Below are 24,918 nucleotides of genomic sequence, written 5' to 3'. Positions count from 1 at the left end.
TCCGGCCTCGTCAGGGAAGGCGGAACGTCACCTTGATGAGCGCGTGGTCGGAACCGCGCCGAGAATCCTTGCGGACCATCGTGTTTGTGTAGCGGGTGGCGCCTGCGACGCCCTTGGCGAGCAGGTAGTCGATGCGCGAGCCGAATCCTACGGTGCTCGCCTTGACCGTGGTGGCCCACTGTGACGAGGTCGGATACTTGACGCCTACCCGCTTCGTCGCCGATGCGCCATCGATGTAGCCACCCTTAAGGAACTTCGTCTGGGGGAGCGCACCCGTCCTCTGGTAGTTCTGCCATGAGTTCAGGTCCCCGCCGATGATGACGGGATACCCCGAGGTATTGATACTCTTCATCGTCGACACGACCGCCGTCGCCTGCTTGCCGCGGAGTTTGTCGAGTTTGAGAATCGACTTACTCGTCGTGCCTTCACGGTGTTCGAGGTGGACGGACACGAAGTAAAAGACCTTCCCCGTGGAGATCTGCTCGAACAGGGCGTAGGCGGCCCGGCGGCGATACCCTTCGCTATCGCCGCTGTTCAGTGGCAGCGGGAACGAGCAAGAGGGGCTGTAGGCATTCTTGCCCGTCTCTTCAGGGCAGTTCGACAGCAGTTTGTACTGTGTCGAGTCATACAGGATGCGGGCACCCTGGCTACCGCTGGTCTTGCCCGCCTGCACGTACGGAGTTGTGCGCACGAGCCGGTACTTGTCGCTGCCTACCTTGTCAGCGAGTGCGGCCACTAGGTCATCGGTGTGGCGTGGAAGGCCAGTGGACTTCACGGCGCCGCCGTCGACGATGTTGCCCGGCCCGACTTCCTGGAGGGCGACGAGGCCAGCACCGGAGCTTGCGATGATGCTTGCGACCTTTGCTCGGCGGCTGCTCCAGGGGGTTGCACCCTTCGTTTTGACCGCTGCCTTGATCGAGCCGACGTTGTAGGACGCCACGGTGAGATCTGTGGTCCCACCCGTGGCAGGCGGCGCTGTCGTGAACGCATGCAGGCCGGGATAGACGCGGACGATATTCTTCTTGCCCGCTGAGTTGACGGCATAGAACCGGAAGAAGATGTGGTTTCCGCTACCGATCGGCGCGCCCACCTTGGCCGCTAGCGCCGCTGACACGGTATATGACCGCGCGTTGCGGGGAATCTTGATGCTGTGGAAGTCCCGACCCCGGGTCGGCAGCGTTTTGTCGGACTTTGAGAACATGGTGCTCGCCAGATCGAGCTGGTAGTAGGAGGTCGTCTCGTTCGACGCCTTCCACTTCACGATCGCCGTGCCGGGCGCGCTTCCCGGGCCAGCCGTCACCTTGGCGACGCGGGCCGGCCAGGCGGAAGCCTTGACTTTCTTGGCCTGAGACTTCCACGTGGCGGCTTGCGCCGCGGGCGCAATGGCCGTCCCCAGGCCAGCGACGAGGCTCGCCACCAGGACGGCTATCGCGAGGGCTCTGAGCCGGGTCCGCGGGGCAGTGCCGAGGGCGAGAATGAAGGCACGCATGGGAACTATGGTATTCGGCACAAATCGCACATCTCAATGGTGGCGGGGCGATTCCTCTACCAGCGGACGATCACGGCGCCCGAACGGGTGGGCGAGAGGGCCGAGCCGCGCACGAAACGCGCGGACCAGCCCTCTCGTCGTGGCGTGCCGGTCAATCGGGTTCGGGAAGCGCCGTCCGGATGGTCCGCCAGCCGGCGAGGACGAGTTCGGCGTTGCGCTTCGCGCCGGATTTGCCTATGTCGGCGGAGGTGAATCGCCGCACCCGCACGGCCGTCCCGCCGCCCGGCCGGGCGAACACCTGCAGCCGAAACTTCACGTGCTGCTGGCGATCGCCCGCGAGCGGCCCGAGGATGACGGTAGCCCCCACTGACCCGCGTTCCGCGTCAGCGGTCCAGTGGTCCACCTTCGTGACCGTCCAGCCCTCGTTCCACAGTGCATCGTGGGCGAGGTCGCGGGCCTCGGCGGGAGCAAGCGCCGTGTAGATGTCCTCCATAGGGGCTATCTCATCACTCGTACGAGAGTGCGTCCAACACGGGCAGTCGCGCTGCGCGCACGGCCGGCCAGATCGCGGCCACGAGTCCCACGATCGCCGCCAACCCGATCATGGCTCCCAGCGCGCCCCAGGGTATCGCCAGCTGGTCGAATCCGCTGGTGTCGAAGACGGATGGCATCGCCGAGGCGACCCCCACTCCCACGGCCAGCCCGCCGATGGCACCGAACACCGAGATCAGGATGGACTCGGCCACAACCACGCCGGAGAGTTGCAGCCGCCCCATGCCGACGGCGCGCAGCAGCCCGATCTCCCGAGTCCGCTCCATGATCGAGAGCGCGAGCGTGTTGACGATCCCGAGGATGGCGATCACGATCGACAGACCGAGCAACGCGTACAGGATGACCAGCACCTGCTGGATCTGATCCGCGATGTACGTCGTCAGATCGTCCTTGTCCATGACCGTGAGAACAACGTACGGCTTCACGACCTCGGTCAGTTCCGCCCGCAATGCCGTCAGGTCCGTGCCCGCTTCCGCCCGAATGTAGACGGAGTCTATGATCCTGCTGCTCGCGGGAACGTTCGCGGTGAACCAGTCAGTGGTCACGAACACCGCGCCCCCGAGGGATCCCGCGTCGATGATCGCGGCGATCTTCACGGTTTCCTCGACGGGTTGATTGCTCGCGTCGAGGACCGATACCGGAATCCGCGTGCCCACCTGCCACCCCTTGTCCTTGGCGACATCCTCGAGGACGAGCGCTCCGTCGCCGGTGAAGCCGTCCAGGCTTCCCGAGATCACCGTCGTCTCAATGCTGTCTTGCACGAGAGTCCGGTCGAACGCCAGTACCTGACCGGATTCGCCGTCGACGTCGAAGAAACTGTAGTAGAGCGGGTCTGCCCCGGCCACGCCGGGCGCGGCGGCCAGTTTGTCCACCACCTCGCCGGGTACCCCGGCCATGTAGTCGGCCGAAACCACCACGAAGTCGGCCTTGAATCCGGTATCGACGAGCGAAGCCACGGACTTCTCGGCGGAGGCGGCGAGCACCGAGGCGGCACCCACGAGTGCGAGACCGATCATGAGCGCGCCGGCCGTCGCCGCGGTGCGCCGTGGATTGCGCATGACGTTGTCCGCCGCGAGCGGCCCAATGGGCCTGGACCAGTGCTTGAGCGGCAGGGCGAGGAGCCGCGTGACCGGCCGGGTGATGGCCGGGGCGACGACCAGCAGCCCGACCAGCAGGGCGGCACCACCGGCGCCCAGTAGCGAGCCACCGGAATCGACGCGCGTCGAGGCGACGACGGCGGCGACGCCCGCGACCATCAGCAGTCCGCCCAGGATGCCGCGCAGGCGAAGCGCCTTCTCTTTGATCGAGACGGATTCGCGCATCGCGTCCACCGGGGCCACGCGAGAGCCCTGCCGGGCCGGAATCGCAGCCGAGATCACGCACACCGCTACGCCCGTGACGATCGCGATCACCACTGTGCTCACGTCGAGTGGAACCTCCCCGGAAAGGTTCATGCCGAAGTTCCCCATGACCGCCCGCAGCCCGTAGACCAGTGCCACGCCGCCGCCGATGCCCAGCGCCGATCCGATGAGCCCGACGATCGCCGCCTGACCCACGACGGATGCGAACACCTGCACGGGCGAGGCGCCTATCGCGCGCAGGACCGCGATCTCGCGGAGCCGCTGGCGCACGATCATGGTGAACGTGTTCGCGATGATGAAGCCGCCCACAACGAGCGCGACCAGCGCGAACACGAGCAGGAATGTCGACACGAAGCCGAGCATCGTCTCGACGCTGGCGGTGGACTCGTCCCGCACCGTCTGCCCGGCGACGACCTCCACGCCATCGCCCGCGAGTGCTGACGTCACGGCGGCGACCGTGTCGGCCTCCGGCGAGGAACTGAAGACCGAGATAAGCGAGACCGTGCCGTCCGGGGCGAAGTACTGCGTGGCGGTGTCCAGGTCGAGTCCGACGAGGTTCGCGCCCGCCGACGCCGTGCCGAACTGCAGTTCGCCCGAGACGGTCACATCCTTCAGTTGCCCGCCGACGATGATCTGCGTTTTCGAGCCGACCTGCAGGGCCGTGCGTTCGAGGGTCTCGGTGTCGAGCGCGATCTCGTCCGGGCCGGATGGGCGCTTCCCGGCGCCGAGTTTCAGCGTGGGGTCGCGCGGGTCCAGCCCCAAGGCGAGGGTGGGCGAACCGCCCGCGGCCGCCGCCGTGCCGTCGGCCTTGATGAGGATGAGCGTGCCGCTCACATCCGGAATGGCGACGTCCACGCCGTCGATGGCGTCGATCGAGGTGGCCAGATCCATTGGCACCTTGGTGCGGCCAGCCGCGGGATCCATCATGGAATTCGCCGCGGCGGACTCGTCCACCAGCGTCCCGCGCACGTACGCCTGCCCCGCATAGGCCGAGTCGACGATGTTGCCGAACGTCGATGACATCATCGCGCGCAGGGAGAAGGTGCCGGTCACGAACGCGATGCCCAGCACCACGACGATCACCGACATGCCGAAGCGAACTGGGTGCTGGCGCACTGAGCGCCAGGCCATCTTCCCCATCATCGGGGTCCCGCCGATGCGCGCCGGGCGCGGGAGGCATCCGAGTGTGCCCGCAGCGCGTCGATCACGCGGTCCACGGTCGGGTCAGCCAGATCCCCCACGATCGCGCCGTCCGCCAGGAACAGCACGCGGTCGGCGAAGGCGGCCGTCGCCGGATCGTGGGTGACGATCACGACGGTCTGGCCGAACTCGTCCACGCTACGGCGCAGGAAGCTGAGGACCTCGTGCGAGGACACCGAGTCGAGGTTGCCGGTGGGCTCGTCCGCGAATACCACCGACGGCTGCGTGACGAGCGCGCGGGCGCACGCCACCCGCTGCTGCTGCCCGCCGGACAGTTCTGTCGGCTTGTGCGAGAGCCGATCGGCCAGGCCGACGGCCTCGATGACCTGCTCGAACCAGCCCTCGTTCACGCGGCCGCGGGCCAGCGAGACGGGCAGGATGATGTTCTCGCGCGCCGTCAGGGTCGGGATCAGGTTGAACGCTTGGAACACGAATCCCAGTCGCGTCCGGCGCAGTTTGGTCAGTTGGCGCTCGTTCATGGACGAGATCTCCGCCCCGTCCACCACGACGTTGCCTGCGGTCGGGCGGTCCAGGCCCGCCATGCAGTGCATGAGCGTGGACTTGCCGGAGCCCGACGGCCCCATGATCGCGGTGAACGAGCCGCGCGCGATGTCGACGTCGACGCTGTCGAGGGCGACGACCTCGGTCTGCGCGTGGCCGTACACCTTGCGCAAGCCCCTGGCCGAGGCTATCGCGGTATCCACGGTACTCGTGGGCGTGGGCATGACGGGTCTCCTTGCTGATCGGCGATCCGGTGGATCGACTCGGTACTCCCAGGTATTGCGTTTGCTGTGCCAGTCTTTCGCGGCATCGAGTTGCGGTAAATCGGGGGTGGCCCTGAGAGAACCCTGAGATTCACGTTAGTGCTAGGTCAGGGGCCGCGCTCGAAATCGCGCGGGCCCCGTGCGTCAGTACGCCGGCCCGGGGTGGCGGGGCCGGTCAATCGTCGTAGTGCGTCTCGTTCTTCTCGGCCTTGGCGGCCGCCGCCATGTCGTCGCGCAGGTCGTCCACCACCAGCAGATCCCTGTTGAGCTGGTCCGTGCGGTAGCCGCCGCGGGCGACCATGTGCGCGGCGACGGGGATCGTCAGGAACTGGAAGACGACCACGACTAGGAGCATGCCGAGGACCGGCCAACTCCGCACGCGCAGCGCCTCGGCCGTCAGCACGAGCAACAGTCCGAGCACCTGCGGCTTGGCGGCGGCGTGGATACGCGCGAGCAGGTCGGGGAAACGCGTGATGCCGACCCCGGCCGCGAGGGTCAGCGCGCACCCCGCGAACAGCAGGATCGCGGCAGCGGCATCGGCGACATGTGACCAGGTCATTGCTCCTCCCCTCGCGGAGTCGGAGTCGCCGCACCCTGCTGATCGAGCAGTCGCTGGTGCGCCAGGATCTCCGCCTCGTCCTGGGCGGCCTCCTCGGCAAGCCGGCGGGCGAGCTCGAGTTCCACCTCGGCGGCCGACTTGATGCGCCGGGCCTCGGCCGGTTCGACGGATGCGAAGCGCGCGAAGACAACCGACGAGATGAAGCCGACCATGGACAGCGTCACGAGTACCGGCAGGATGTCGACCCGCTTGGACCACGCGGCCTCGGTCGCGATGCCCGCCACGATCACCGTGGCGAACAGATCGAGCGCGACCGTGCGATCGAGCATGGACGGGCCGCGCTCGGCGCGCATGATCGCGAGAATGGCCGCGACCAGCAGCATGACGGCGCACGCGATGTACAGGTAGATCATGGCAGACGCTCCCCGGTGGTGCCGCTCGCGCTCGAAGCGCGGCTGGATCGAGTCAGGGAGAACTCGTCCAGGTCCTTGGTCGAGCCCATGGCACGCATCACGCGGGCCTCGAGCGTGAGCACGTCGGCGCGCACTTTGTCGGCGCCGCCCGCCACATCGATGTCGAGCACGTGCAGGTACAGGACGCCCGTCATACGATGCGCATCCACGACGAGCGTCCCGGGAAGGAGCGCGCTGATCTGCGCGACCGCCGTCATCGTCAGGTCATTCGCACGGCGTAGGCGCACCCCGATGATCGCGCCGCGGGGCGTCCTGCGCCGGAATGCGAGCGCCGCCACCTGGAATGACGCCCGGAGCAGATCCCAGTGGAACCAGACGAGCAGGACCAGCACGTACCAGGGCCGGACCTTGCCCGCGAAACCCACCCGGGTCAGGGGCAACGTCAGGACGATCACGATGGCCACCAGCAGTCCCGCGACGAGCGTTCCGGGCGCGAAGGTCCCCCACAGTAGCGCCCACATGAGGGTGAGCACCAGCACGCCGATGAGGGACGTCTTGCCGCCTCTGCGGTGCGGCGTCATCATGACGAACCTCCCAGCACCGATGACACGTATGCGTCCGGGGTGAGCAACTCGTCCGCCGCGCGCCCGGTGTAGTCGAACAGCGGGCCCGCAATGAAGGTGAGACCGACCATGACGACCAGCAGCATCGAGGTGGGGAACACCATCGTGCGCGGCAGCCGCTCGTTCGGCAGTTCCATCGCCGGGGCCTGCCAGAAGGCCTTGTTCCAGGCCTTGACCAGCGCGTAGAGAGTGAGCAGGGAGGTCAGCACCGAACCGACTACGAGCACGTAGGCCGTCGGCGTGCCACTTGCGACGCCGGCCTGCAGGAGGCCGAGTTTGCCGAGGAAGCCCGACAGCGGTGGGATGCCGGACAGCGACATCGCCGGTACGAAGAACAGGATCGCCAGGCCCGGGGATGCCTTCGCCAGCCCGCCGAGCCGTTCGAGGTTCGTCGTTCCGCCGCGGCGCTCTATCAGGCCCACCACGAGGAAGAGAACGGTCTGCACCGTGATGTGGTGAATGATGTAGAACACCGCGCTGGCCATGCCGATGCGCGACGAAAGGGCTATGCCGAACAGCAAGTAGCCGATGTGGCTGACCAGCGTGAAGGAGAGCAGACGCTTGATGTCGCTCTGCGCGACGGCCCCCAGGATGCCCAGCAGCATCGTGGCCAGAGCGAGCCACATCAGCATTTCGTCGAGCCGGCCACTGGGGAACAGGAGCGTCTGCGTGCGCATGATGGCGTAGATGCCGACTTTGGTCAGCAGGCCGGCGAAGACGGCCGTGACCGGCGCCGGGGCCGTCGGATAGGAGTCCGGCAGCCACGCCGACAGCGGGAAGATGGCCGCCTTGATGCCGAAGGCCAGGAGGAGGAGCAGCTGGATTGCGAGGCTGACGCCGGGATCTATCTCCGGTAGGCGCTGCGCCAGTTGGGCGAGGTTGACCGTGCCCGTTGCCGCGTAGGTGATGGCGAGCGCGGTGAGGAAGACGACGGACGACGCGAGCGCCACGACGACGTAGATCGCGCCAGCTCGGATCCGCTCACCGGTTCCCCCGAGGGTGAGCAGCACATAGCTCGCGACCAGGAGTATCTCGAAGCCGACATACATGTTGAACAGGTCCCCCGCGAGGAACGCGTTCGAGACTCCGGCCGCCAGAACGAGATAGGTCGGGTGATAGATCGAGACCGGCGCCTCGGCGGCGCCGTCGGCGACGTCCTGCCCGAGGGAGTAGAGCAAGACGCAGAGCAACACGAACGACGACACGGTCAGCATGAGCGCCGTGAGCCGGTCGGCGACCAGATCGATCCCGAGGGGCGCCTGCCAGCCGCCGATATGCATCACGAGGGTGCCGACGTCGACGTTCACGACGAGCATGAGGCCGACCACTACCATCGCGAGCAGCGCAGTGACGGACAGGACCCGCTGGAGTTTGGGGACCCGCCACAGGGCAAGGGTCAGGCCCGCCGTGAACAACGGGATCACGACGGGAAGCGGCAGCAGGTAGGTGGGCGTCATGATCTGGCGTCCTCCCCCGTCTCGTCACGCACGTCGGCCGCCTGATCGTCGAGGATGGTGCGGTCGGTCGTGTCCGTGTCCGTGTCGAAGAGTGCGGGTGCGTTGCGCGCCGCGAGGCGCGCGATACGCCGATCCTCAAGGTCGTCCTGCACCTCGTCGTGGCCGTGCAACTGCCACGAGCGGTAGGCCATCGCCAGCACGAATGCGACCAGACCGAGCGTGATGACGATCGCGGTCAGGACCATCGCCTGCGGGATCGGATCGGTCCACGTCGATTCGTCGGACTCGCCGACGATCGGGGCGAATCCCGCCCGGCCGGCAGCGATGAGGAACATGAGATTGACGCCGTTGCCCACCAGCACGAAGCCGAGCAGGACACGTGTCAGCGACCGCTCCAGCATCAGGTAGACGCCCGAGATCACGAACGCGCCGACGGCGACGACGAGGACCGCGGCCGGGATGGTGTCGATCATCGGGTGACCTCCCCTTGCTTGTCGATCTCAGCACCCAGGGAACGGAGGATGTCGAGCACGAGCCCCACGACGACGAGGAACACGCCGATATCGAAGAACAGGGACGAGACGATCTTGACGTCACCGAAGATCGGGAGGTGGAACTTCCATATCACTGACTCGAGCATCGTGCCCTTCGTGATCAGGGCAGCCAATCCAGTGCCGACAGCCAGGACGAGTCCGGAGCCGAGCAGCGAACCCGGCTGGACGGGCAAAGCCTCCGCCAGTTCATAGCGGCCGCCCGCGAGGTATCGGATGATGAGCGCGATGCCCACCACGAGCCCTGCGGCGAAGCCACCGCCCGGCTTGTTGTGCCCGGCAAACAGCAGGAATGCGCCGAACACGATGACGGGATGGAACACGATCCGCGTGATCACCTCGAAGATCAGGGAGCGCCGCTGCGGCGCGAGCGTGCGGCTCGCCTTGATCCACGTCGGCTTGTTGTCCGTGCGCACGGCGGGATCGGCGATGGCCTGGCGGCGCATGGGCGCGGCGGGATCCGGCGAGTTGCCCCACACGGACGTATCGGTCTTTTCGGAGTCGAGGTCGCCGACGCGTTCGATCGCCGACGTTCGGCGGCGCAGGAAGACGAGCGAGGCCACGCCGGTGGCTGCCACGAGGAGCACCGAGATCTCGCCCATGGTGTCCCACCCTCGGGTGTCCACGAGGATCACGTTGACGATGTTGCGCCCGCCGCCGTACTCGTAGACGAAGTCGCCGATCTTGTCCGAGATGGCCGCGTGGATGCGCGCGTTCGGAGCGATGACGGCCAGGCCCATGGCCCCCACGCCGGCGGCAATCGCGATGGTGAGCCGCGTCCAACGGCTGCGCGCGAGCGGTCGGTCGGAGAAGTAGGGCGGCAGTCTGCGCAGCACGAGTACCAGAACGACCAGCGTGACCGTCTCGACGAGCACCTGCGTGAGCGCAAGGTCGGGCGCGCCGTGCAGCACGAAGAGGGCAGCGACGGAGTAGCCGGCGAATCCGGCTAGGAGGACGGCTTTGAACCGGCGCCGCGATCGCACGACGAGCACGGTCGTGATGCAGATGACGGCAACGGGAAGGAGCTGGGCGGGAGAGTCCCACAGGCGAAGGCGCAGCGGCACGTTCGATGCGATGAAGGCCGATCCCGCCGCCAGTGCGAAGACCGAGAAGATCACGCCCAGGTAGAACGGCAGCGAACCGCGCTGCGTGAAACCGGTGACGTCGGCCGCGAAATCGTCGAGTTTGCGCATCATGCGGCGGTAGAGGTAATCGGCCTCGACCTTGCCACCGAACTTCTGCTGCGCGCCCTCGATGACGTCCTGGAACCGGAACAGCAGCAGGCCGAGCGCAATCGCGGCCACGGTGCCGACGAACGCGGGCGTGACGCCCGACCACAGTGCCAGGTGGCCCGCGTGCTCGCCGTGGAACAGGTCGGCGTAGGGCTCGAGCAACCGCTCACCCGTCGCCGGGAAGAGCCCCGCGACGAGCCCCGCGACCGCAAGGACGAGCGGCGGGGCGCTCAGCAGGTAGGAGGGCTTCTTGATCGTGGCGGGCTCGATGCACGCGAACTGCTCGGTCGCCGGGCTCGGATCGGACGTCTTGGTCGCGAACGCTCCCCACCAGAAGCGCAGTCCGTAGGCCACGGTGAGCATTGACCCGATCGCGAGGATGATGAATACCGCCGTGGCGATCCAGTCGGGCGCCGCCGGGATCCCCGCGTGCAGCACGCCGTCGAGCGCGGCCTCCTTGGCGACGTAGCCCGCGGTCGGCGCGAGCGCGATCATCGAGGCGGTGGCGAGTCCGCCCGCGACCGCGAGGCTCGGCACTCGTCGGCCCACTCCGGACAGCCTCCGCAGGTCGCGCGTTCCGGCGATGACGTCGACGGCGCCGGTGGTCAGGAAGAGCGCGGCCTTGAACATGGCGTGCGCACACAGCAGGGCGAGCCCGCCGAGCGCGGCCGCCTGGCTGCCGATCCCGAGCAGGGTGATCAGCATTCCGAGCTGGCTGACCGTGCCGTAGGCAAGGACGAGTTTGAGGTCGTGCTGCCGCAGCGCACGATAGCCGCCGAGCAGATAGGTGCCGAGCCCGAGGATCAGGATGAGCGAGATCCACACGGCGTTGCTCGCGAAGGCCGGGGCGAACCGGGCGATGAGGTAGACCCCCGCCTTGACCATCGCGGCGGCGTGCAGGTAGGAGCTGACCGGAGTCGGCGCCGCCATCGCTCCCGGCAGCCAGAAGTGCGTGGGAATGAGCGCGGACTTGCTCGCGGCGCCGGTGATGACGCACACGAGGGCCGCCGTCACGGCCGTCCCGCCCGAGGGTGCTGATACGAGCAGCGTCGACAGTTCGTATCCGCCGGGCACGGTCTCGCCGAGGATGATCAGGCCGACCAGCAGCGCCAGCCCGCCCGCGGTCGTGATGACGATCGCCTGCATGGCCGCGCGCCGGGACGCCTTACGGTCCGAATAGTGCCCGATCAGCAGGTAGGAGAATACGGTCGTCAGTTCCCAGAACACGAACAGGACGATCGTGTTGTCGGCCGCCGCGAGGCCCGCCATCGCCCCGGCGAACGCCACGAAGACCGCCCCGAATCTCCCGGAACCGGTTGCCGTCGCGGAGAAGTAGCCGGAGCAGTAGACCAGCACGATCGCGCCGATCGCCCCGACGATGAGCAGCATCACCCAACCGAGTGTGTCGATGCGGAAGCTCAGGTCGACGCCGAGTGCCGGCATCCATGTGACTCGCTCGGTGACCTGGCCGCCGTCCATGACGCGCGAGGTGAGCGTGAGCGCATAGCCGGCAACGGCGGCCGGTGCGATGGCAAGGACGCTGAAGCCGACGCGCCCCAGGTGACGCAGCAAGATGGGCGCCGCGAGCGCCATCACAGCATGAAGCGTCAACAACCAAAGCACGTATCCGATGTCCTGTCGTCAGTGTCCGACCGCTATGAGCTCGCGGATCGGGGGTTCACCTGGCGGCTTTCACAGTTTAACAACGCGCCCGCGGGGAAAACCGTCGTCATCGAGGACGTACCCGCCCGCTACCTCGCTGATCGCTTCCGCAAGGGCGGCGATGGTGCGCGCGGCGACCTCCTGCTCGACCGCCAGTTCGGCGGTGAGGTGGCCCCCGTGGACGAGCCCTGGGTCATCAGGCTCCCAGGCGATTCGATACTGCACGCAACCGTGAATGAGGTCGGCGCGCGAGCGCAGCGCGACCGGTAGCACCTCGACCGGTCCCGCCTCCACGACGATCAGGCCGCCGGTGGCGAGCCCGCTCGCCACCGCGTAACCGGCCAGCGAGTCGTCGCCTTGGAGCGCAGCGATGTCGTGAGCATCGACGATGGCGTGGAGGTCGACGCGCTCGTCCACTGACAGCTGCCTCCCTGGGACGATCACCGCGTCGGGCGACGGCCCCGGCCAGGCTCTCTCGCCGTCCAGCAATGCGCTGCCCGGCACCACCTGGCCGCACACGTGCTCGCCCGCGCGAGGCGTGAGCCACGTCGGGGAGTACACGGTCAGATTCATGGCGGCGCGCGGGTCCGGGATCGCGGCGGCGTACGACCGCTCCGCCTCGCGGCTGCCCGAGTCGACGATGACCGCCCCGTGCAGGCGCGCCGCCGCGGCGATCAGCCAGTCGAGGGTGCGCCGCTCCTGCCTGTCCGGCACGGTTTCGCCGAACAGATGCAGGACGCCGTGGCGGTCTGCGAGGGGGAAGTCGGGGCGCTCGGCACGCTCCCGTAGCGTAGCCGCGATCAGCACGCGCAGCGGGAAGCCGGAGGAGAGGCGGGCGGCGAAGGGCTCGTCCATCAGGAGCCCGACCGCGGTCGCCTGCGCTAGGTCCAGCGCGCCCGGCTCCGCCTCAGTCAGCGTCGCGTACCGCGATAGGCTGAGCGCCCACGGGCCGGGGCCGGGCTGGACGTGGGCGCCGCCGAAGCGCGCGTCGGCAAGCAGGACGAGTTCTTCGCGGCGAACCGCGGTCGGTATCGCGAGCAGGTGCTCGACCCGCTTGGCCATGGCGCTGGGTCGCTGCTAGACGTCTGTGCGGTGGAAGTTCTGCCAGGAGCGCGAGGCCGTCGGGCCGCGCTGACCCTGGTAGCGGGAGCCGTACTCTGCGGTGCCGTATGGGTTCAGCGCAGGCGAGGACAGGCGGAAGAAGCACATCTGGCCGATCTTCATGCCTGGCCACAGCGTGATGGGCAGCGTGGCGACATTCGATAGTTCGAGCGTGACGTGGCCGGTGAAGCCCGGGTCGATGAACCCCGCAGTCGAGTGGGTGAGGAGGCCGAGCCGTCCGAGTGAGGACTTGCCCTCGAGCCGCGCTGCGACGTCATCGGGCAGCGTGACCTGCTCGTAGGTGGAGGCTAGGACGAACTCGCCAGGATGCAGAACGAAGGACTCCTGGGTGCCGACCTCGACCAGGCGAGTCAGTTCGGGCTGTTCAGCGGCCGGGTCGATGAAGGGGTACTTGTGGTTGTCGAACAGGCGGAAGAACTTGTCGAGCCGGACGTCGATGCTCGACGGCTGGATCATGCTCGGTTCGTACGGGTCCAGTTGGACTCGGCCGGCTTCGATCTCGGCGAGGATGTCACGGTCTGAAAGCAGCACAGGTTCACTTTAGTCGTTAGGCGTGCGCGGCGGGCCGCGAAAGTCCATCGGCCCCGGTTTCGCAGGGAAACCGGGGCCGATGTCAGGTCATCGTGGCGCTTACTTGATGAACTGGATGTTGAACTTGTACTTGTAGGTCCCGCCCTGCGCGACGACGTCGGGTGCCTGAACCGCCGCGATGATCGCGAACACGAGCAGCACGATAAAGAGCGCCCAGCCGACGATCGGGATCCACACGACGAGGCCCGCGATGGTGCGGAGGATCTGGAAGTTGAGGTTCTCGCGGTGGATGTCCTTGACGTTGGCCGGGACGTCCTTCTGCGTGAGGAAGAAGATCAGGGCCGGGATCCAGGAGAAGAACACTGAGAGCCAGAGGTTGAGCTTGACCGTGCTCAGCGCGTCGTCGGTGACTGGGCCGCTGGCGTAGGCCGGCGTGGGCTGGCCATACCCGGGGGCGGGCTGCTGGTAACCGGTGGCGGGCTGCTCGTAACCGGGAGCCTGCTGCTGGTACGGACTGGCGCCCTCTGGCGGCACCTGGTTGAAGGTAGGCTCCGGGCCCTGTGCCCCGGGCGTGCCCTGCTGGTAAGGGTTCGTGGGGTCGGTCGGTGAAGTCATCTTGCCGTCCATTCGTTCGGGTATGATCTAGTGCGTGCCCTAGGTTATCTAAGGATGCACGCGGATGTAGTTCAATGGTAGAACTTCAGCTTCCCAAGCTGACAGCGCGGGTTCGATTCCCGTCATCCGCTCCACCATATCTTTGCAGGTCACGGGCGATTTTCTCCGCATGTGAGACATCGGGAGCATTGCGCCATTGTGGCCATTGCGACACGCCGGTCACGCCGCTACCGCTCACTATCGAACCGCGATTCACCCGCGCTGGTTCTCATTGTGGACCCATGCGAGCCGCGGCGCCAGCCCCCACTTTGCGTAGTCGGACCCTCGACACTCGCGCGGACGGACCCTCGACACGCAAAGGCCCCTCGGATCACGGTTCCGAGGGGCCTTGCGTACACCGCTTGGTCGTTCACGCCGTACCGGCTACGAGACGACACCCCCGTGACGAGTGGCTCCGGGCTTCCGCCCATGACTTGCGATGTGATCTCCCGGGCGCGGCACGTCTCCACAGCGTCACCTGCGGCACTTGTTAGGCGGCGACGGGCCGTTCTCCGATTGATCGAGTTCCATTCGCACCGGCAGCGTGGAGCGTCAGTGGCATTCGAACGGAACTACCTCCCCAGTTCTATCCCCACTTCGGAAGCCCATGCAAGTGGGGTTTTACTGAATTTTGTGCGGAATTTCGCGTATCCACAGCCATCCACAGCATGGTTGGCATGGAAACGTCGCTACCCACACGCATGTTCATAAAATCTGTGGATAACTTTTCGCGAGCCCGGGGCCGATTCTATGGAACCTGACGAATAGTGTCATGATGTCACCATGCCGAAAATCATTGGGGGCTCGCTGCGTGAGCATCGGGAGCAAACGCGGCATCGCCTCTTCGCGGCTCTCTCCACCTTGATGTCAGAACGCGGTTTCGATGCGATCTCGTTCGCCGACATCGCCGCCGCCGCAGGCGTCGGCCGCACCGCCGTGTACAACCACTTCGCGGACAAAGAGGCCCTGCTCATCGGCTTCATCGCACACGAGACCGAGCAGTACATGCAGACTCTGAACCGGGCATTGACGGATGCCGAGACGCCGCTCGTCCAACTCCAGACCTACGTGCGTGCGCAACTGGGGCTCAAACGCGTCTTCCATCTCGCACCCGGCACGGACCTGCGGACCATCCTGTCCCGGCCCTCCCAGCAACGGCTACGCGATCACGTGGTGGCGGTCGAGGCGCTGCTCACCTCGATTATCACCGCGGGCGTCGAGGACGGCACGTTCCCCGGTCAGGACATCCCCACCACGGTTTCCCTCGTCTCCAGTTGCCTCTCGGGCAAGCAGATCCCGGAGCGCGATCCTGAGCGGGGCATCGCCATCAAGGCGACAGAGGACTTCGTACTGCGGGCCGTCGGCGCCTGACCCCGCGCTAGGCCTTGCGCTCGAGGAACGGATTGGCATCGAGCAGTGCCTTGACGTCGAACTTAATCGGTCGACCATCGAAGACCAGGGAGCGCAGGACGCGCTTGACCGTCACCGGCTTTCGGGTCATGCCGAAGCGCTGGACGGTGCGGAACTTGCCGACCGTCGCAAAGTAGTCGTAGTACTTGAATTCGCCGCCCTTGGGCGTCTTGGATGCGATCCACGCGTTCGGTATGCCGTAGGCATCGGCGATGATGAGGCCGTGCAGCGACGATGTCACGATCCGCTTGCACTTGAGGAACGCCTCAATTGTTCCCTCGATGTCGGTGGTCTCGAGATTGATCGCCAGGACGCCGTCGCCGAAGTCCGCACCCTGGCGTGCGCGCTCCGACCAGCGCAGGACGACGCCCACCTCGTACTCGGGCTCCACTGACGGGTTGAACACCAGGGGGGACAGCAGCGCCGGATCGCCGTACACGGCCGGAACATCCGCCCCGAAGTGCTGGATGCGACTACGGGTGAGCGGCCCGCGTACTGCGCGGTAGTCGGCGCCGGCGGCGATCTCGTCCTCGCCCTCGGTCCCGAACGAGCCGGTGCCCCAGACGACGGAGTTGTCACGGGCGCGTCCGGCTATCGAACCGACCACGACGTAGTGCGGCTTCTTGCGGTCGGCGAAGACCGTCTCCCGCCCACTGAGCTTCTCGATGAGCCACGGCGATAGCAGGTCGCCGAAGTTGTCCGCCACGTCCCACCAGCGAACAGGCACCCGCCCTGCCGAGTCGGTGATCAGGTTCGCGACGCGGTATTTCGACAGCAGGCCGAGTTGTCCGCGCGTGTAGGGAGAATGGCGGCGACCGGTGAAACGCTGGCGCGCGTACCTGGTGGACGCGATCAGCCGCCCCTTCAGTCCACGACTAAATCGTGTGAGCCGAGATGCGGAGTGTGGCGGGTTTGACGTTGGCATTTATACCTCGGGCGACGGCACAAGTAGTGCTGAGAATGATGGAGCAGTGTACCAATATATAGGACTTATCCATACCGCAGTAGTCGAGTTTGGAAGCGTCCGCCGAGAGGTTTGGTCAACCTAACTCGATGCTTGATCTTCGCCACAAACCCTGGACTCCGGTTGGCGTTACATGACAAAATGTCAGGTCGATACTGACGATATGTCATCTACGAGAGGTTCCCTGTGCCCGCACAAACCGATGCGCTGTCCGCGCATCTGCGCACCAGCACTCGCACTGCACACGACACTGCCGAGACTACGGGCTTCATCACTCGGCTCATGGGCGGGGAACTCGGCGTCGACGCGTACGCGGACCTCGCGGCGCAGCAGCTTCCCGTGTACGAGGCGCTCGAGCGCGCCTCCGCGCGGCTGAGTGGGGACGCGCGCGTGAGGACGCTCATCTTCGACGAGCTCACGCGCACCCCTTCGATCCGCCAGGACCTCGAGTTCCTGTTCGGTCCCGAATGGAATGGGAGCATCGACATCCTGGACGAGGCCCGCGCCTACGCCCAGCGCATTGACGAGATCAACGACGTCCCGGAGTATGCGGCCCACGCCTACACGCGCTACCTGGGAGACCTGTCGGGCGGGCAGATCATCAAGCGCATGATGCAGCGCCACTACGGTATGGGCGACGAGGGCCTCGCCTTCTACCACTTCGAGGAGATCCCCAAGCCCAAGCCGTTCAAGGACATCTACCGCGAACGCCTCGACGGCCTAGGGCTCACGGGTGAGGAACTCGATCGCGCGGGACGCGAGGCGCAGCTCGCTTTCGAGCTCAACACCAAGCTCTTCACAGCGCTCGGCGCCCGCCACTGATCTTCGTTGCGCTGCGGCCATTCAGGGGAAGCCACCGCGCGCCGCTACCGCGGTTTGTTGGTGTAGAGTCACATGGAGTGGGGCTGCTTCTTTCTACGGTGTTGGCTTGAGTGCACAAACAGGCTGGTCTACAAAGGGAAAGCTAGTCGTCAAGTTCGCTAGTCGCAGTGGCAATTTGTGCGGATCTGGCGATTTTCCGGCAAACGCCAAGGCATATCAGATTGTCGCTAAGAAATGATATTGCCCAAGAAGCGCCCGCGAGGCGAGGTTAGAGTCATCACTTTCCTTGCCTGCGTCGTAACTCTTATCAGCGGATGCAGCGACTCCCCACGATCCGAGGGACCGCTTGTCGGCGTTCGTTCAGATGCCGGGGAATCCTCGGTCTGCGGCCCAGCGCCCGTCGTTGGGGAAACAGTTTTCGGGTCCAGGCTGACCAACGGCTCGAAGGAGCCTCTCACAATACTGACTGTCGGGACGCATGACAGTATTAACGTCGCCTCCGTGCAGTACCAGATTGACCCCAACCCCGAGCCTTTCACGTACTTCGGCACTCAGTTCGACCCCATCCCGTCAGGTTCGGAGCGCCCCGGTGCTCGCGAGTACCTTGCGAGACTGATCCCTGCCCAGGGAGGCGAAGTCGCCGCCGCGAGCGATGTCGTCCTCGCCAGCCGAATCACTGCGACCGACCCCAAGACCGTCGCCGCGATTTACCATCCCGTCATTACCTATGAGTCGCAAGGAAAGACCTACCGAGAAGAACTCTTCATGGACTTCGCCCTCACCCCCGGAGGCGACTGCTCCGATGGCGACCTCAGTTGGGACCACTGACCGAAGGATTCCGCGCGAATTTCGACGATGAGTGATGGCCGCGGTCACTGTCATCACTCATCGGACTCCGACAACCTCGCCAGCATCTCGTTGTAGTCGGTCAATTCGGCGTCGCCGGCTCGGTCGACCCGACGGTCTCGGCGCTTGGCGTCGCGCTCGTCCGAACTGGACCACCTGATCGCCACGATGACCGCCAGCAGGAACGTGGGCACCTCACCGATCCCCCAGGCGATCTCGCCGCCGGATTGCTGATCCGCCAGAGCGTTAGTGAGCCCGAGCCAGCCGAACCAGTTGGCGACGAGCAACTGCTCGGAACTCATCAGCGCAACCCCGAAGAACGCGTGGAATGCCATGGTCGCCAGGAGCAGCACGAGCCGCAGTGGGTAACTGGGCCGTTTGGTGCCGGGGTCGATACCGACGAGGGCGTTGGCGAACAGATAGCCCGCGAGCGAGAAGTGGACGACCATCAATGCATGCCCGAGCGACGTTCGCAGCGCATATTCGAAGGCCGGTGTGTAGTAGAAGACGATCATCGAGCCGGCGAAATTGACCGCGGCCACGATCGGGTTGGAGAAGAAGCCCGCCCACCTGGAGTGCAGCAGTGTCAGCAGCCACTCGCGCGGTCCCCGGCTGTCGTCCCGGCGGCCCGGCACTGCTCGTAGCGCGAGTGTCACCGGCGCGGCAGCGGACAGGAGCAGCGGGATGACCATCGCCATGATCATGTGCTGCAGCATGTGGGCGCTGAAGAACAGGTGGCCGTAGACCGCCGGCCCACCCGAGGTGACCCATGCGAACAGGATCATTGCGAGGATCCACGCCGCGGTCCGGCCGGCGGACCACCTGTCGCCCCTGGCGCGCAGCCGCAGCGCCCAGCGCAGATAAACGACCGCTCCGGCCACGGCCGCGAACCCGAACAGCACGTCTGGCGACCACTGCGTCAGGTAGGTGAGCGCGCTGGCGGGCGGGGGGGCGCTCTGCCCGGTGACCAGGTAGACGGCCGTGACATCGGGTACGGCGGTGGCGGCCGGTGGTGCGGTGCGACTCAGCGCGACGGCGAGACCGGAGACGACGCCCATGAGCAACAACTCCACCCCTGCAAGCCGCCAGAACCGCACGCCGGGAGCAGCACGCCCCGAATCGAGCCGGCCAGGCGCCAGCACGTATCGCCGGTGGGCGGCTCCTATCGCGCCGAGCAATGCGATCACCGCGACTTTCGCAAGCAGGATCGCCCCGTAGTGACTCCGCAGGTCCGCGAACGAGTTCAGCCGAATGACCGCGCTCGCGATACCCGAGACGGCGACGAGAACGTATGCCCAGGCCGCCAACGTCGAGTACCTGCGCAGGGTGGCGGTGAACTCGTCCCCGGACGCGACCCGGCGCAGCCACAGCACCGCGAGCGCGATGAGTGGACCGATCCACACGGCGGCCCCGAGGAGGTGGAGGAACATTGCGGTCAGCGCGGCGTGGTGCCCGCCTTCGGAGGACGAGTGGCCCAGCGTCGATTGCATGGCCGCCGCTACTCCGGTGGCAGCCAGCGCCCACCCCGCGCCCGTCGCCGTGCTGGAGGCGAGCGCCACGCAGGCGACGGCTGCCGCGAGGATCGGTATGAGGGCCATCGTGCGTCCGCCCTCGAGCTGGGTCGTGAAGACCTCGATCGTGGAACCGAACGAGGCGTCGCTGAGCGGCACGCCCATAGTGACCGACGCGGTCAAGATCACGCGCGCCGTGGCGAAGGCCGCCCATAGTCCCGCGCCGATCGCGCCGGTGACCAGCGCGGTGCGGCGCGCGGCCTGGCTGGGGACGAGCGCTGCGGCGAGGACGAGTCCGCCGATCGTCGTCGCGAACGCCAACTCCGCCAAAACCGTGACGATGGGCAGCCCGAATCGCGCCACCGGGCCCGCGTCGAGCAGGCTCGACGGATCGAGCGCTCCCGACCACCAGCCGGCAAGGAGGGTGACGACGACCGATAGGAGGAGCGTTGCCGCGAGGGCCGACAGGATCGACCGGCTCCGTTGCGCCGGTGCGCGACCGCGCACGCCCTTGGCTCCGTTGTTCACCTTCTCAGGGTAGCCGTGAACGCCTTGGTGAATCCGTCTCGACGAGTCGGTGAACGTTGACGAGGTCGGCCGGTTTTCGTCCCCGAGGGTCATTCTGGGGCGATACGCTCTGGACCGATGGCTCAAACCGGTTTAGGCTGGTGCGCGCGACCGGCATACTTGGTCGCGGTTTCGTGCCGACCATGGAGTCAGCGCGGAGCGTATCGCACCGTCGCGGACGCACTACAAGGAGTTCTAGCCCAATGCCCACTCAGGGAACCGTACCCACCGGCGGACCGCTGCCTCGCCGGTCCCCGCGCAGGATGCGCACATCGCTGCTCGCCGCCGTCGCAAGCGCCGCGCTCATCGCCACCATGGGGGTGACCGCCCCGCTGGCCGCTACTGCCGCGCCCACCCCCACCCCGGCGGCCGCGCCATCCGTCGCCGACCTTGGCATGACGGGCGCCGGACAGCAGCGCTGGCAATCGCTCGCCAAGTCCCGCATCGTGCTGAACCCGTTCGATCGCTACGCTAAGGGCGACACGAATCTGACGATGGCCGATCCGGAGACGTCGCAGAGCTGGGGTCCGGAACTTCCGTTGCGCGCCGCCTACTACGCCAACGACGAGGCACTGCGTTTCCCGGACCTACTCACGACTTATAGGAAGGCCGCCGCGGGCACCGCTCCCGCACCCGTGTCCACGGTGCTGCCCGGCCCCTACACCCCCGCGAACGGCTGGCAGGAGGACCGCGCCGCGGCAACGGCGACGGGTTCATCGACCCTGGCGACCGTCACCGCTGGCAACACGTTCGGCAAGATCTACAAGACCGTTTCAGTCAACCTCAACGAGACCCCGAACCTGACGCTCACCGTCGATGCGCTCGATGCGGGTTCTGCGTGGGCCTTCGAGGTGAACAGCATCAAGCTGATGCCCAACGACTCGACCATCAGCGGGACGTTCACGTACGATCTCGCGACCCTGACCGGGCTCAGCGGCCAGCAGAACCTCGAATTGCGAATCTGGGTCTCCGGCGGAGCGGGAAAGTCGGTGACGTTCAGCAACGTCACCCTGCACGGCGATGTCGCGAACCCGGCCCAGGACAAGAAGGTACTCGCCCGTGACGACATGTCCAGCGCGTCCGGCTGGACCAGCGCGAGCCAGGAGGCCAGCTTCACCTCGAACGGCGACCAGGGCATCGTCAAGATCGTGACCGGATCGCTGACCAGCACGTACGGCGCGGTGAAGAAGTCCTTCGGGAGCATCAACGTGACCGCCACGACCAAACTGGCGATCAAGGTCGACGTGGTGACCAACAAGTGGTACCTGAACGCTCTGGTGGACGGCAGCGGCACGCAGAAGACCCTAAGCGCCGTCGGCTCGAACACCGGCTGGATCGTCGTCGACAACTTCGCCACCCAGGTGGGAACCGGAACGCACTCGCTCGAACTGCGGCTCGCCACCGACGGCGGGCGCCCTTCGGCAGTCGCGTTCGACGACCTGATCATCTTCGATTCCGCGGTTTCGGAAACGTGGGCGGGGTCTAACCTCGAGGGCGCGCAGTCGTTCGACACGAGCTGGACCGCGAGCCAGGAGACCTTCACCGGCAACTACGGTGCCAACGGAACCATCACCGGCCGCGACGTATTCGCCTCGACCGATGCCGTCGTCCGAGAGGTCGACACGACCAGCGTCAGCGGCGATGTCGTGGTGGGCGGCAAACTTCAGGGCACTCCCGCGTGGAACGCGAGCACCAAGCAGCTCACCGTTACGGGAACCGGGTTCGTGCAGGTCTACCAGCTCCCCGACAGCGCGACCGTCGGCTTCGGCTCGGCGGTATCGAACGCCACGGGATCGACGGCCACCGGAGCGACCGCATGGTCGGCCACGCTGCCGAATGGCGGGGTGCACAAGATCGCCATCGCGTTCAAGCCGGTATCGACCTCGGCCACCTATGCGCCGGGCATGACTGCGGCGGCGGCGGCCTCGTCCGCGTCGACTGAGGCGGCCAGCGCGTATGCCCAGAACGTCTCGGCACGCGTCGGCGAGTTGGACGCCTACTGGGCGGACTACCTGGCCAAGGTGCCGGTTCCGCAGGACTTCTCGCTGCACTCCGTCCCGGCGTATGGTGCCTCCGCGCTGGACATCGAGAAGACGTACTACCGCGCGTGGATCAATCTCGAACAGAACGTGATCCCGGCCACGCCGGAGACCAACTCGCTCAAGGCTCAGCTCGGCACCGGAAAGGCCTCCATGTGGATGTCGGGCATCCCGGGCGCGAAGAACGTCGCGACCTGGGACACCCTCGTCGGCCTGCAGACCCTCGTGTACGCGGACCCCAGCCTCGCCTGGGAATCCTTCACCGGCATCATGGACTTCGTCCAGCCGAGCGGCAGCGCCTTCCCCGGGGAGATCACCAACGACCCGACCAAGGGCGGCGAGGTCCTGCCGTCGCGCAAGGCGCAGACCGCGTGGATCCTGTACAACGCTACGGGCGATGCATCGAAGCTGAACGACATCTATCCAGCGCTCAAGCGCGTGCTGGACTTCGGCGCGACCAACCTGCACTGGACGGTCAAGGATCGAGGGGTCTACAACTACACCCAGCGTGACTCCGAGTTCGTGACCTCGCTGATCATCGATCTCGGCTACGCGAAGAAGATCGCCGCCAAGGTCGGCGCGACCGCCGACATCGCGCACTGGGACTCGATCGAGCAGCACCTCTACTCGAAGTTCGACAGCTGGTTCGTGCGGACCGACGGCGTATTCCAGCAGAAGGTGACGCTGGCGTCCAACGACGACAACGCGGCGGTGACGACCGGCACTGGTGCCAACGGCGACAACTCCGTCGTGGTTGGTTCGCTCGTCCTGCCAGGACTGAGCGCGCGGGCGAAGACGGCCATCCTGGGCCGGTTCGCTGCGTTCAACGCGGACAAGCAGTGGGCAGGCTTCGGTGACAACCTCAAGGGACCGAACATCAACTACATCACCGCCGGACTGCTCGACAACGAGCACGTGACCGACGGCAAGGTGAAGGCCACGCAGTTCAGCGAGTCAGTCATCCGCGACGTGACGCGCTCGGGCTGGTTCGCCGAGGTATACAAGAAGAACGGCAACGAGCAGTCCGACAAGCCGCTGGTCGACGGCGTTCGGCCCTCGCTGTTCGGCATCGCCGCGTTCATCGACTCCGTGTGGATCAACAACGGGTTCCGCCTTTCGCTCGGCGATCCGTCGTTCGTCCGGCTCAGCGCCGGTCACGTCGGCGGCATCAGCGGCCTGACGGCAGGCGGCAATCCCCTGAACGTGGACCTGACCAGCCAGGGCATCGTACTGACGGGGGCGGCAGTCAACACCACGCCCGCCCAGTGCGAGGTGCTGGCAGGCGCGGCCGGGCAGACCATCCAGCTTCCCGGCGCGTGCGTCGGCAGCGGCGTGGTCCCCGCACCGCTCGCGGCGCAGGTCGGGCTCACGGTGAGCCCAGAATCAACGGCCGTCGCGGATGCGTCGCCCGCCGTGGCGACCATCGACGTCTCGCAGGCGGACCAGCCGTCGCGCAAGGCCATCGGCACGGTCACTCTGGTGGATGCCGACACGAACGCCACCTACGGCTCGGCGACGCTCGCGAACGGCACGGCGACCGTGAACCTGCCGACAGGACTTGGCGTGGGCATCCACCGCCTGCGCGCCACGTTCGCTCCAGCGAACGCGCAGACGTGGGCTCCGGGCACCTCGCAGATCGTGACGTACCGCATCACCGGGCAGGCGACCTCGACAACGCTGACGCTCAGCCAGGCATCGCAGGCCCTCGGCGAGGCCCCGGCCTCGGCGCAGGTCACCGTCACCGGCACGGGGGGTACGCCGACTGGGACGGTGCAGCTCGTGAACGCTGCCAACTCGTCGGTGCTCGCGACGGGAACGCTCGTGAACGGAAGCGTCGTCGTGACCCTCCCGAACACGCTGGCCGCCGGCACCTATCAGCTGCAGGCCCGGTATGTACCCACGGCAGGATCGACGTGGGAGGGCTCGTCCTCGGCGAACCAGACGCTCACCGTCACCGACAAGGCCAGCGCCACCCTGCAACTCGGCCTCGGCTCGACGTCGATCGTGGCGGGTGGCCAGCCCCAGGCGTCGGTGTCGATTACGACCACCGGACAGTGGACGGCCGGCGTTGTGACAATCCATCAGGGTAGCCGTCAGGTGGCACGGGTCACGGTAGGGGCCTCGAAGACCGCCCAGATCAAGCTCCCGCGTCAACTGACCGCCGGCAAGGTAACCCTGCAGGCGAGATTTGCGGGCAGCTCCACGGTCGCGGCCGCGACCAGCCCCAATGCCACACTGACGGTGACCAAGGCGGCGGCCAAGGTGAAGGTCAAGGCGAAGAAGACGGTCAAGAAGGGCAAGCGGCTCACGATCACCGTCACCGTGTCGGGGCCCGCTGGCCTCGCGAAGGCAGGCAAGGCCACGGTCAAACTCGGCAAGGCCAAGGCCAAGACCGTGAAGGTGAACGCCAAGGGCGTGGCCAAGGTCAAGATCAAGGCCGCCAAACGCGGCAAGCAGAAGATCGCGGTGGCCTACAAGGGCTCGGCGGCGCTGAGGGCCAAGAGTGCGACCGCGTCGGTCAAGGTGAAGTAGCCGGCGCCTCGCCCACGTAGCCGCGAGGCCACGTACCGACGAGGTCACGGGGTCGAG

At 66.6% G+C, this 24,918-nt stretch carries 19 protein-coding genes and 1 tRNA gene; 5 read left to right on the top strand and 15 right to left on the bottom strand.

Annotation, left to right across the window (positions count from 1 at the left end; translation table 11 throughout):
- Positions 1 to 10: 10 nt before the first annotated feature.
- The 13 genes from FB461_RS08575 to FB461_RS08515 all read right to left on the bottom strand — a co-directional run bounded on the left by FB461_RS08575 (position 11) and on the right by FB461_RS08515 (position 14,131).
- On the bottom strand, positions 11 to 1,489 hold the full coding sequence (locus FB461_RS08575; protein WP_142121122.1) for an endonuclease/exonuclease/phosphatase family protein: 1,479 nt from the start codon (positions 1,487 to 1,489) through the stop codon (positions 11 to 13).
- A gap of 151 nt (positions 1,490 to 1,640) precedes the next feature.
- The gene (locus FB461_RS08570) at positions 1,641 to 1,982 is read right to left on the bottom strand and encodes a hypothetical protein (RefSeq protein ID WP_142121118.1); all 342 of its coding nucleotides are present in this window, start codon (positions 1,980 to 1,982) and stop codon (positions 1,641 to 1,643) included.
- Positions 1,983 to 1,995: 13 nt separating this feature from the next.
- On the bottom strand, positions 1,996 to 4,533 hold the full coding sequence (locus FB461_RS08565) for an ABC transporter permease (RefSeq protein WP_170222676.1): 2,538 nt from the start codon (positions 4,531 to 4,533) through the stop codon (positions 1,996 to 1,998).
- Positions 4,534 to 4,541: 8 nt separating this feature from the next.
- A complete protein-coding gene (locus tag FB461_RS08560; RefSeq protein ID WP_142121114.1) occupies positions 4,542 to 5,327 on the bottom strand; it encodes an ABC transporter ATP-binding protein in 786 nt (261 codons plus the stop codon).
- A 214-nt stretch (positions 5,328 to 5,541) separates the two neighbouring features.
- Positions 5,542 to 5,925 (bottom strand): monovalent cation/H(+) antiporter subunit G, encoded by a 384-nt coding sequence (gene mnhG, locus FB461_RS08555; protein ID WP_142121112.1) that lies wholly within the window; start codon positions 5,923 to 5,925, stop codon positions 5,542 to 5,544.
- A complete protein-coding gene (locus tag FB461_RS08550; RefSeq protein ID WP_142121109.1) occupies positions 5,922 to 6,338 on the bottom strand; it encodes an MrpF/PhaF family protein in 417 nt (138 codons plus the stop codon). Before FB461_RS08550 ends, mnhG begins: the two co-directional genes overlap by 4 nt.
- Positions 6,335 to 6,922: a Na+/H+ antiporter subunit E gene (locus FB461_RS08545; RefSeq protein WP_142121106.1), complete on the bottom strand. Its 588-nt coding sequence runs from the start codon at positions 6,920 to 6,922 to the stop codon at positions 6,335 to 6,337. The genes FB461_RS08550 and FB461_RS08545 overlap by 4 nt, the downstream gene beginning before the upstream one ends.
- Positions 6,919 to 8,418 carry a Na+/H+ antiporter subunit D gene (locus tag FB461_RS08540; protein ID WP_142121103.1) on the bottom strand — a complete coding sequence of 500 codons (1,500 nt, stop codon included), beginning with the start codon at positions 8,416 to 8,418 and terminating at the stop codon, positions 6,919 to 6,921. The genes FB461_RS08545 and FB461_RS08540 overlap by 4 nt, the downstream gene beginning before the upstream one ends.
- Positions 8,415 to 8,891 carry a Na(+)/H(+) antiporter subunit C gene (locus FB461_RS08535; RefSeq protein ID WP_142121102.1) on the bottom strand — a complete coding sequence of 159 codons (477 nt, stop codon included), beginning with the start codon at positions 8,889 to 8,891 and terminating at the stop codon, positions 8,415 to 8,417. Before FB461_RS08535 ends, FB461_RS08540 begins: the two co-directional genes overlap by 4 nt.
- Positions 8,888 to 11,824: a Na+/H+ antiporter subunit A gene (locus FB461_RS08530; RefSeq protein ID WP_142121099.1), complete on the bottom strand. Its 2,937-nt coding sequence runs from the start codon at positions 11,822 to 11,824 to the stop codon at positions 8,888 to 8,890. Before FB461_RS08530 ends, FB461_RS08535 begins: the two co-directional genes overlap by 4 nt.
- Positions 11,825 to 11,893: 69 nt before the next feature.
- Positions 11,894 to 12,925 (bottom strand): hypothetical protein, encoded by a 1,032-nt coding sequence (locus FB461_RS08525; RefSeq protein WP_142121096.1) that lies wholly within the window; start codon positions 12,923 to 12,925, stop codon positions 11,894 to 11,896.
- A 15-nt stretch (positions 12,926 to 12,940) separates the two neighbouring features.
- Positions 12,941 to 13,516: a dCTP deaminase gene (gene dcd, locus FB461_RS08520; protein WP_142121094.1), complete on the bottom strand. Its 576-nt coding sequence runs from the start codon at positions 13,514 to 13,516 to the stop codon at positions 12,941 to 12,943.
- A gap of 99 nt (positions 13,517 to 13,615) precedes the next feature.
- Positions 13,616 to 14,131, bottom strand: coding sequence for a DUF4870 domain-containing protein (locus FB461_RS08515; RefSeq protein ID WP_142121092.1), 516 nt, complete (start codon positions 14,129 to 14,131; stop codon positions 13,616 to 13,618).
- Positions 14,132 to 14,191: 60 nt separating this feature from the next.
- Here FB461_RS08515 and FB461_RS08510 point away from each other — a divergent pair.
- Positions 14,192 to 14,265 (top strand) — tRNA-Gly (locus tag FB461_RS08510).
- A gap of 688 nt (positions 14,266 to 14,953) precedes the next feature.
- Positions 14,954 to 15,541 (top strand): TetR/AcrR family transcriptional regulator, encoded by a 588-nt coding sequence (locus FB461_RS08505; RefSeq protein ID WP_142121089.1) that lies wholly within the window; start codon positions 14,954 to 14,956, stop codon positions 15,539 to 15,541.
- Between the two features lie 7 nt (positions 15,542 to 15,548).
- Here the strand turns inward: FB461_RS08505 and FB461_RS08500 are convergent, their stop codons facing one another.
- On the bottom strand, positions 15,549 to 16,505 hold the full coding sequence (locus FB461_RS08500; RefSeq protein ID WP_142121087.1) for a polysaccharide pyruvyl transferase family protein: 957 nt from the start codon (positions 16,503 to 16,505) through the stop codon (positions 15,549 to 15,551).
- 225 nt (positions 16,506 to 16,730) lie between these two features.
- Between FB461_RS08500 and FB461_RS08495 the strand changes: the two genes are divergently transcribed.
- Positions 16,731 to 17,366 carry a biliverdin-producing heme oxygenase gene (locus FB461_RS08495; protein ID WP_142121085.1) on the top strand — a complete coding sequence of 212 codons (636 nt, stop codon included), beginning with the start codon at positions 16,731 to 16,733 and terminating at the stop codon, positions 17,364 to 17,366.
- A 501-nt stretch (positions 17,367 to 17,867) separates the two neighbouring features.
- Positions 17,868 to 18,194, top strand: coding sequence for a hypothetical protein (locus tag FB461_RS08490; protein WP_142121082.1), 327 nt, complete (start codon positions 17,868 to 17,870; stop codon positions 18,192 to 18,194).
- Positions 18,195 to 18,247: 53 nt separating this feature from the next.
- Here the strand turns inward: FB461_RS08490 and FB461_RS08485 are convergent, their stop codons facing one another.
- Entirely contained in the window at positions 18,248 to 20,251 is a 2,004-nt protein-coding gene (locus tag FB461_RS08485) for a bifunctional copper resistance protein CopD/cytochrome c oxidase assembly protein (protein ID WP_246046157.1), read from the bottom strand.
- 242 nt (positions 20,252 to 20,493) lie between these two features.
- Between FB461_RS08485 and FB461_RS08480 the strand changes: the two genes are divergently transcribed.
- Positions 20,494 to 24,861 carry an Ig-like domain repeat protein gene (locus FB461_RS08480; protein ID WP_142121077.1) on the top strand — a complete coding sequence of 1,456 codons (4,368 nt, stop codon included), beginning with the start codon at positions 20,494 to 20,496 and terminating at the stop codon, positions 24,859 to 24,861.
- Positions 24,862 to 24,918: the final 57 nt, after the last annotated feature.

The sequence above is a fragment of the Rarobacter faecitabidus genome (assembly GCF_006716265.1).
Classification (GTDB): Bacteria; Actinomycetota; Actinomycetes; order Actinomycetales; family Cellulomonadaceae; genus Rarobacter; species Rarobacter faecitabidus.
This window is presented reverse-complemented; position numbering and strand designations above follow the sequence as displayed.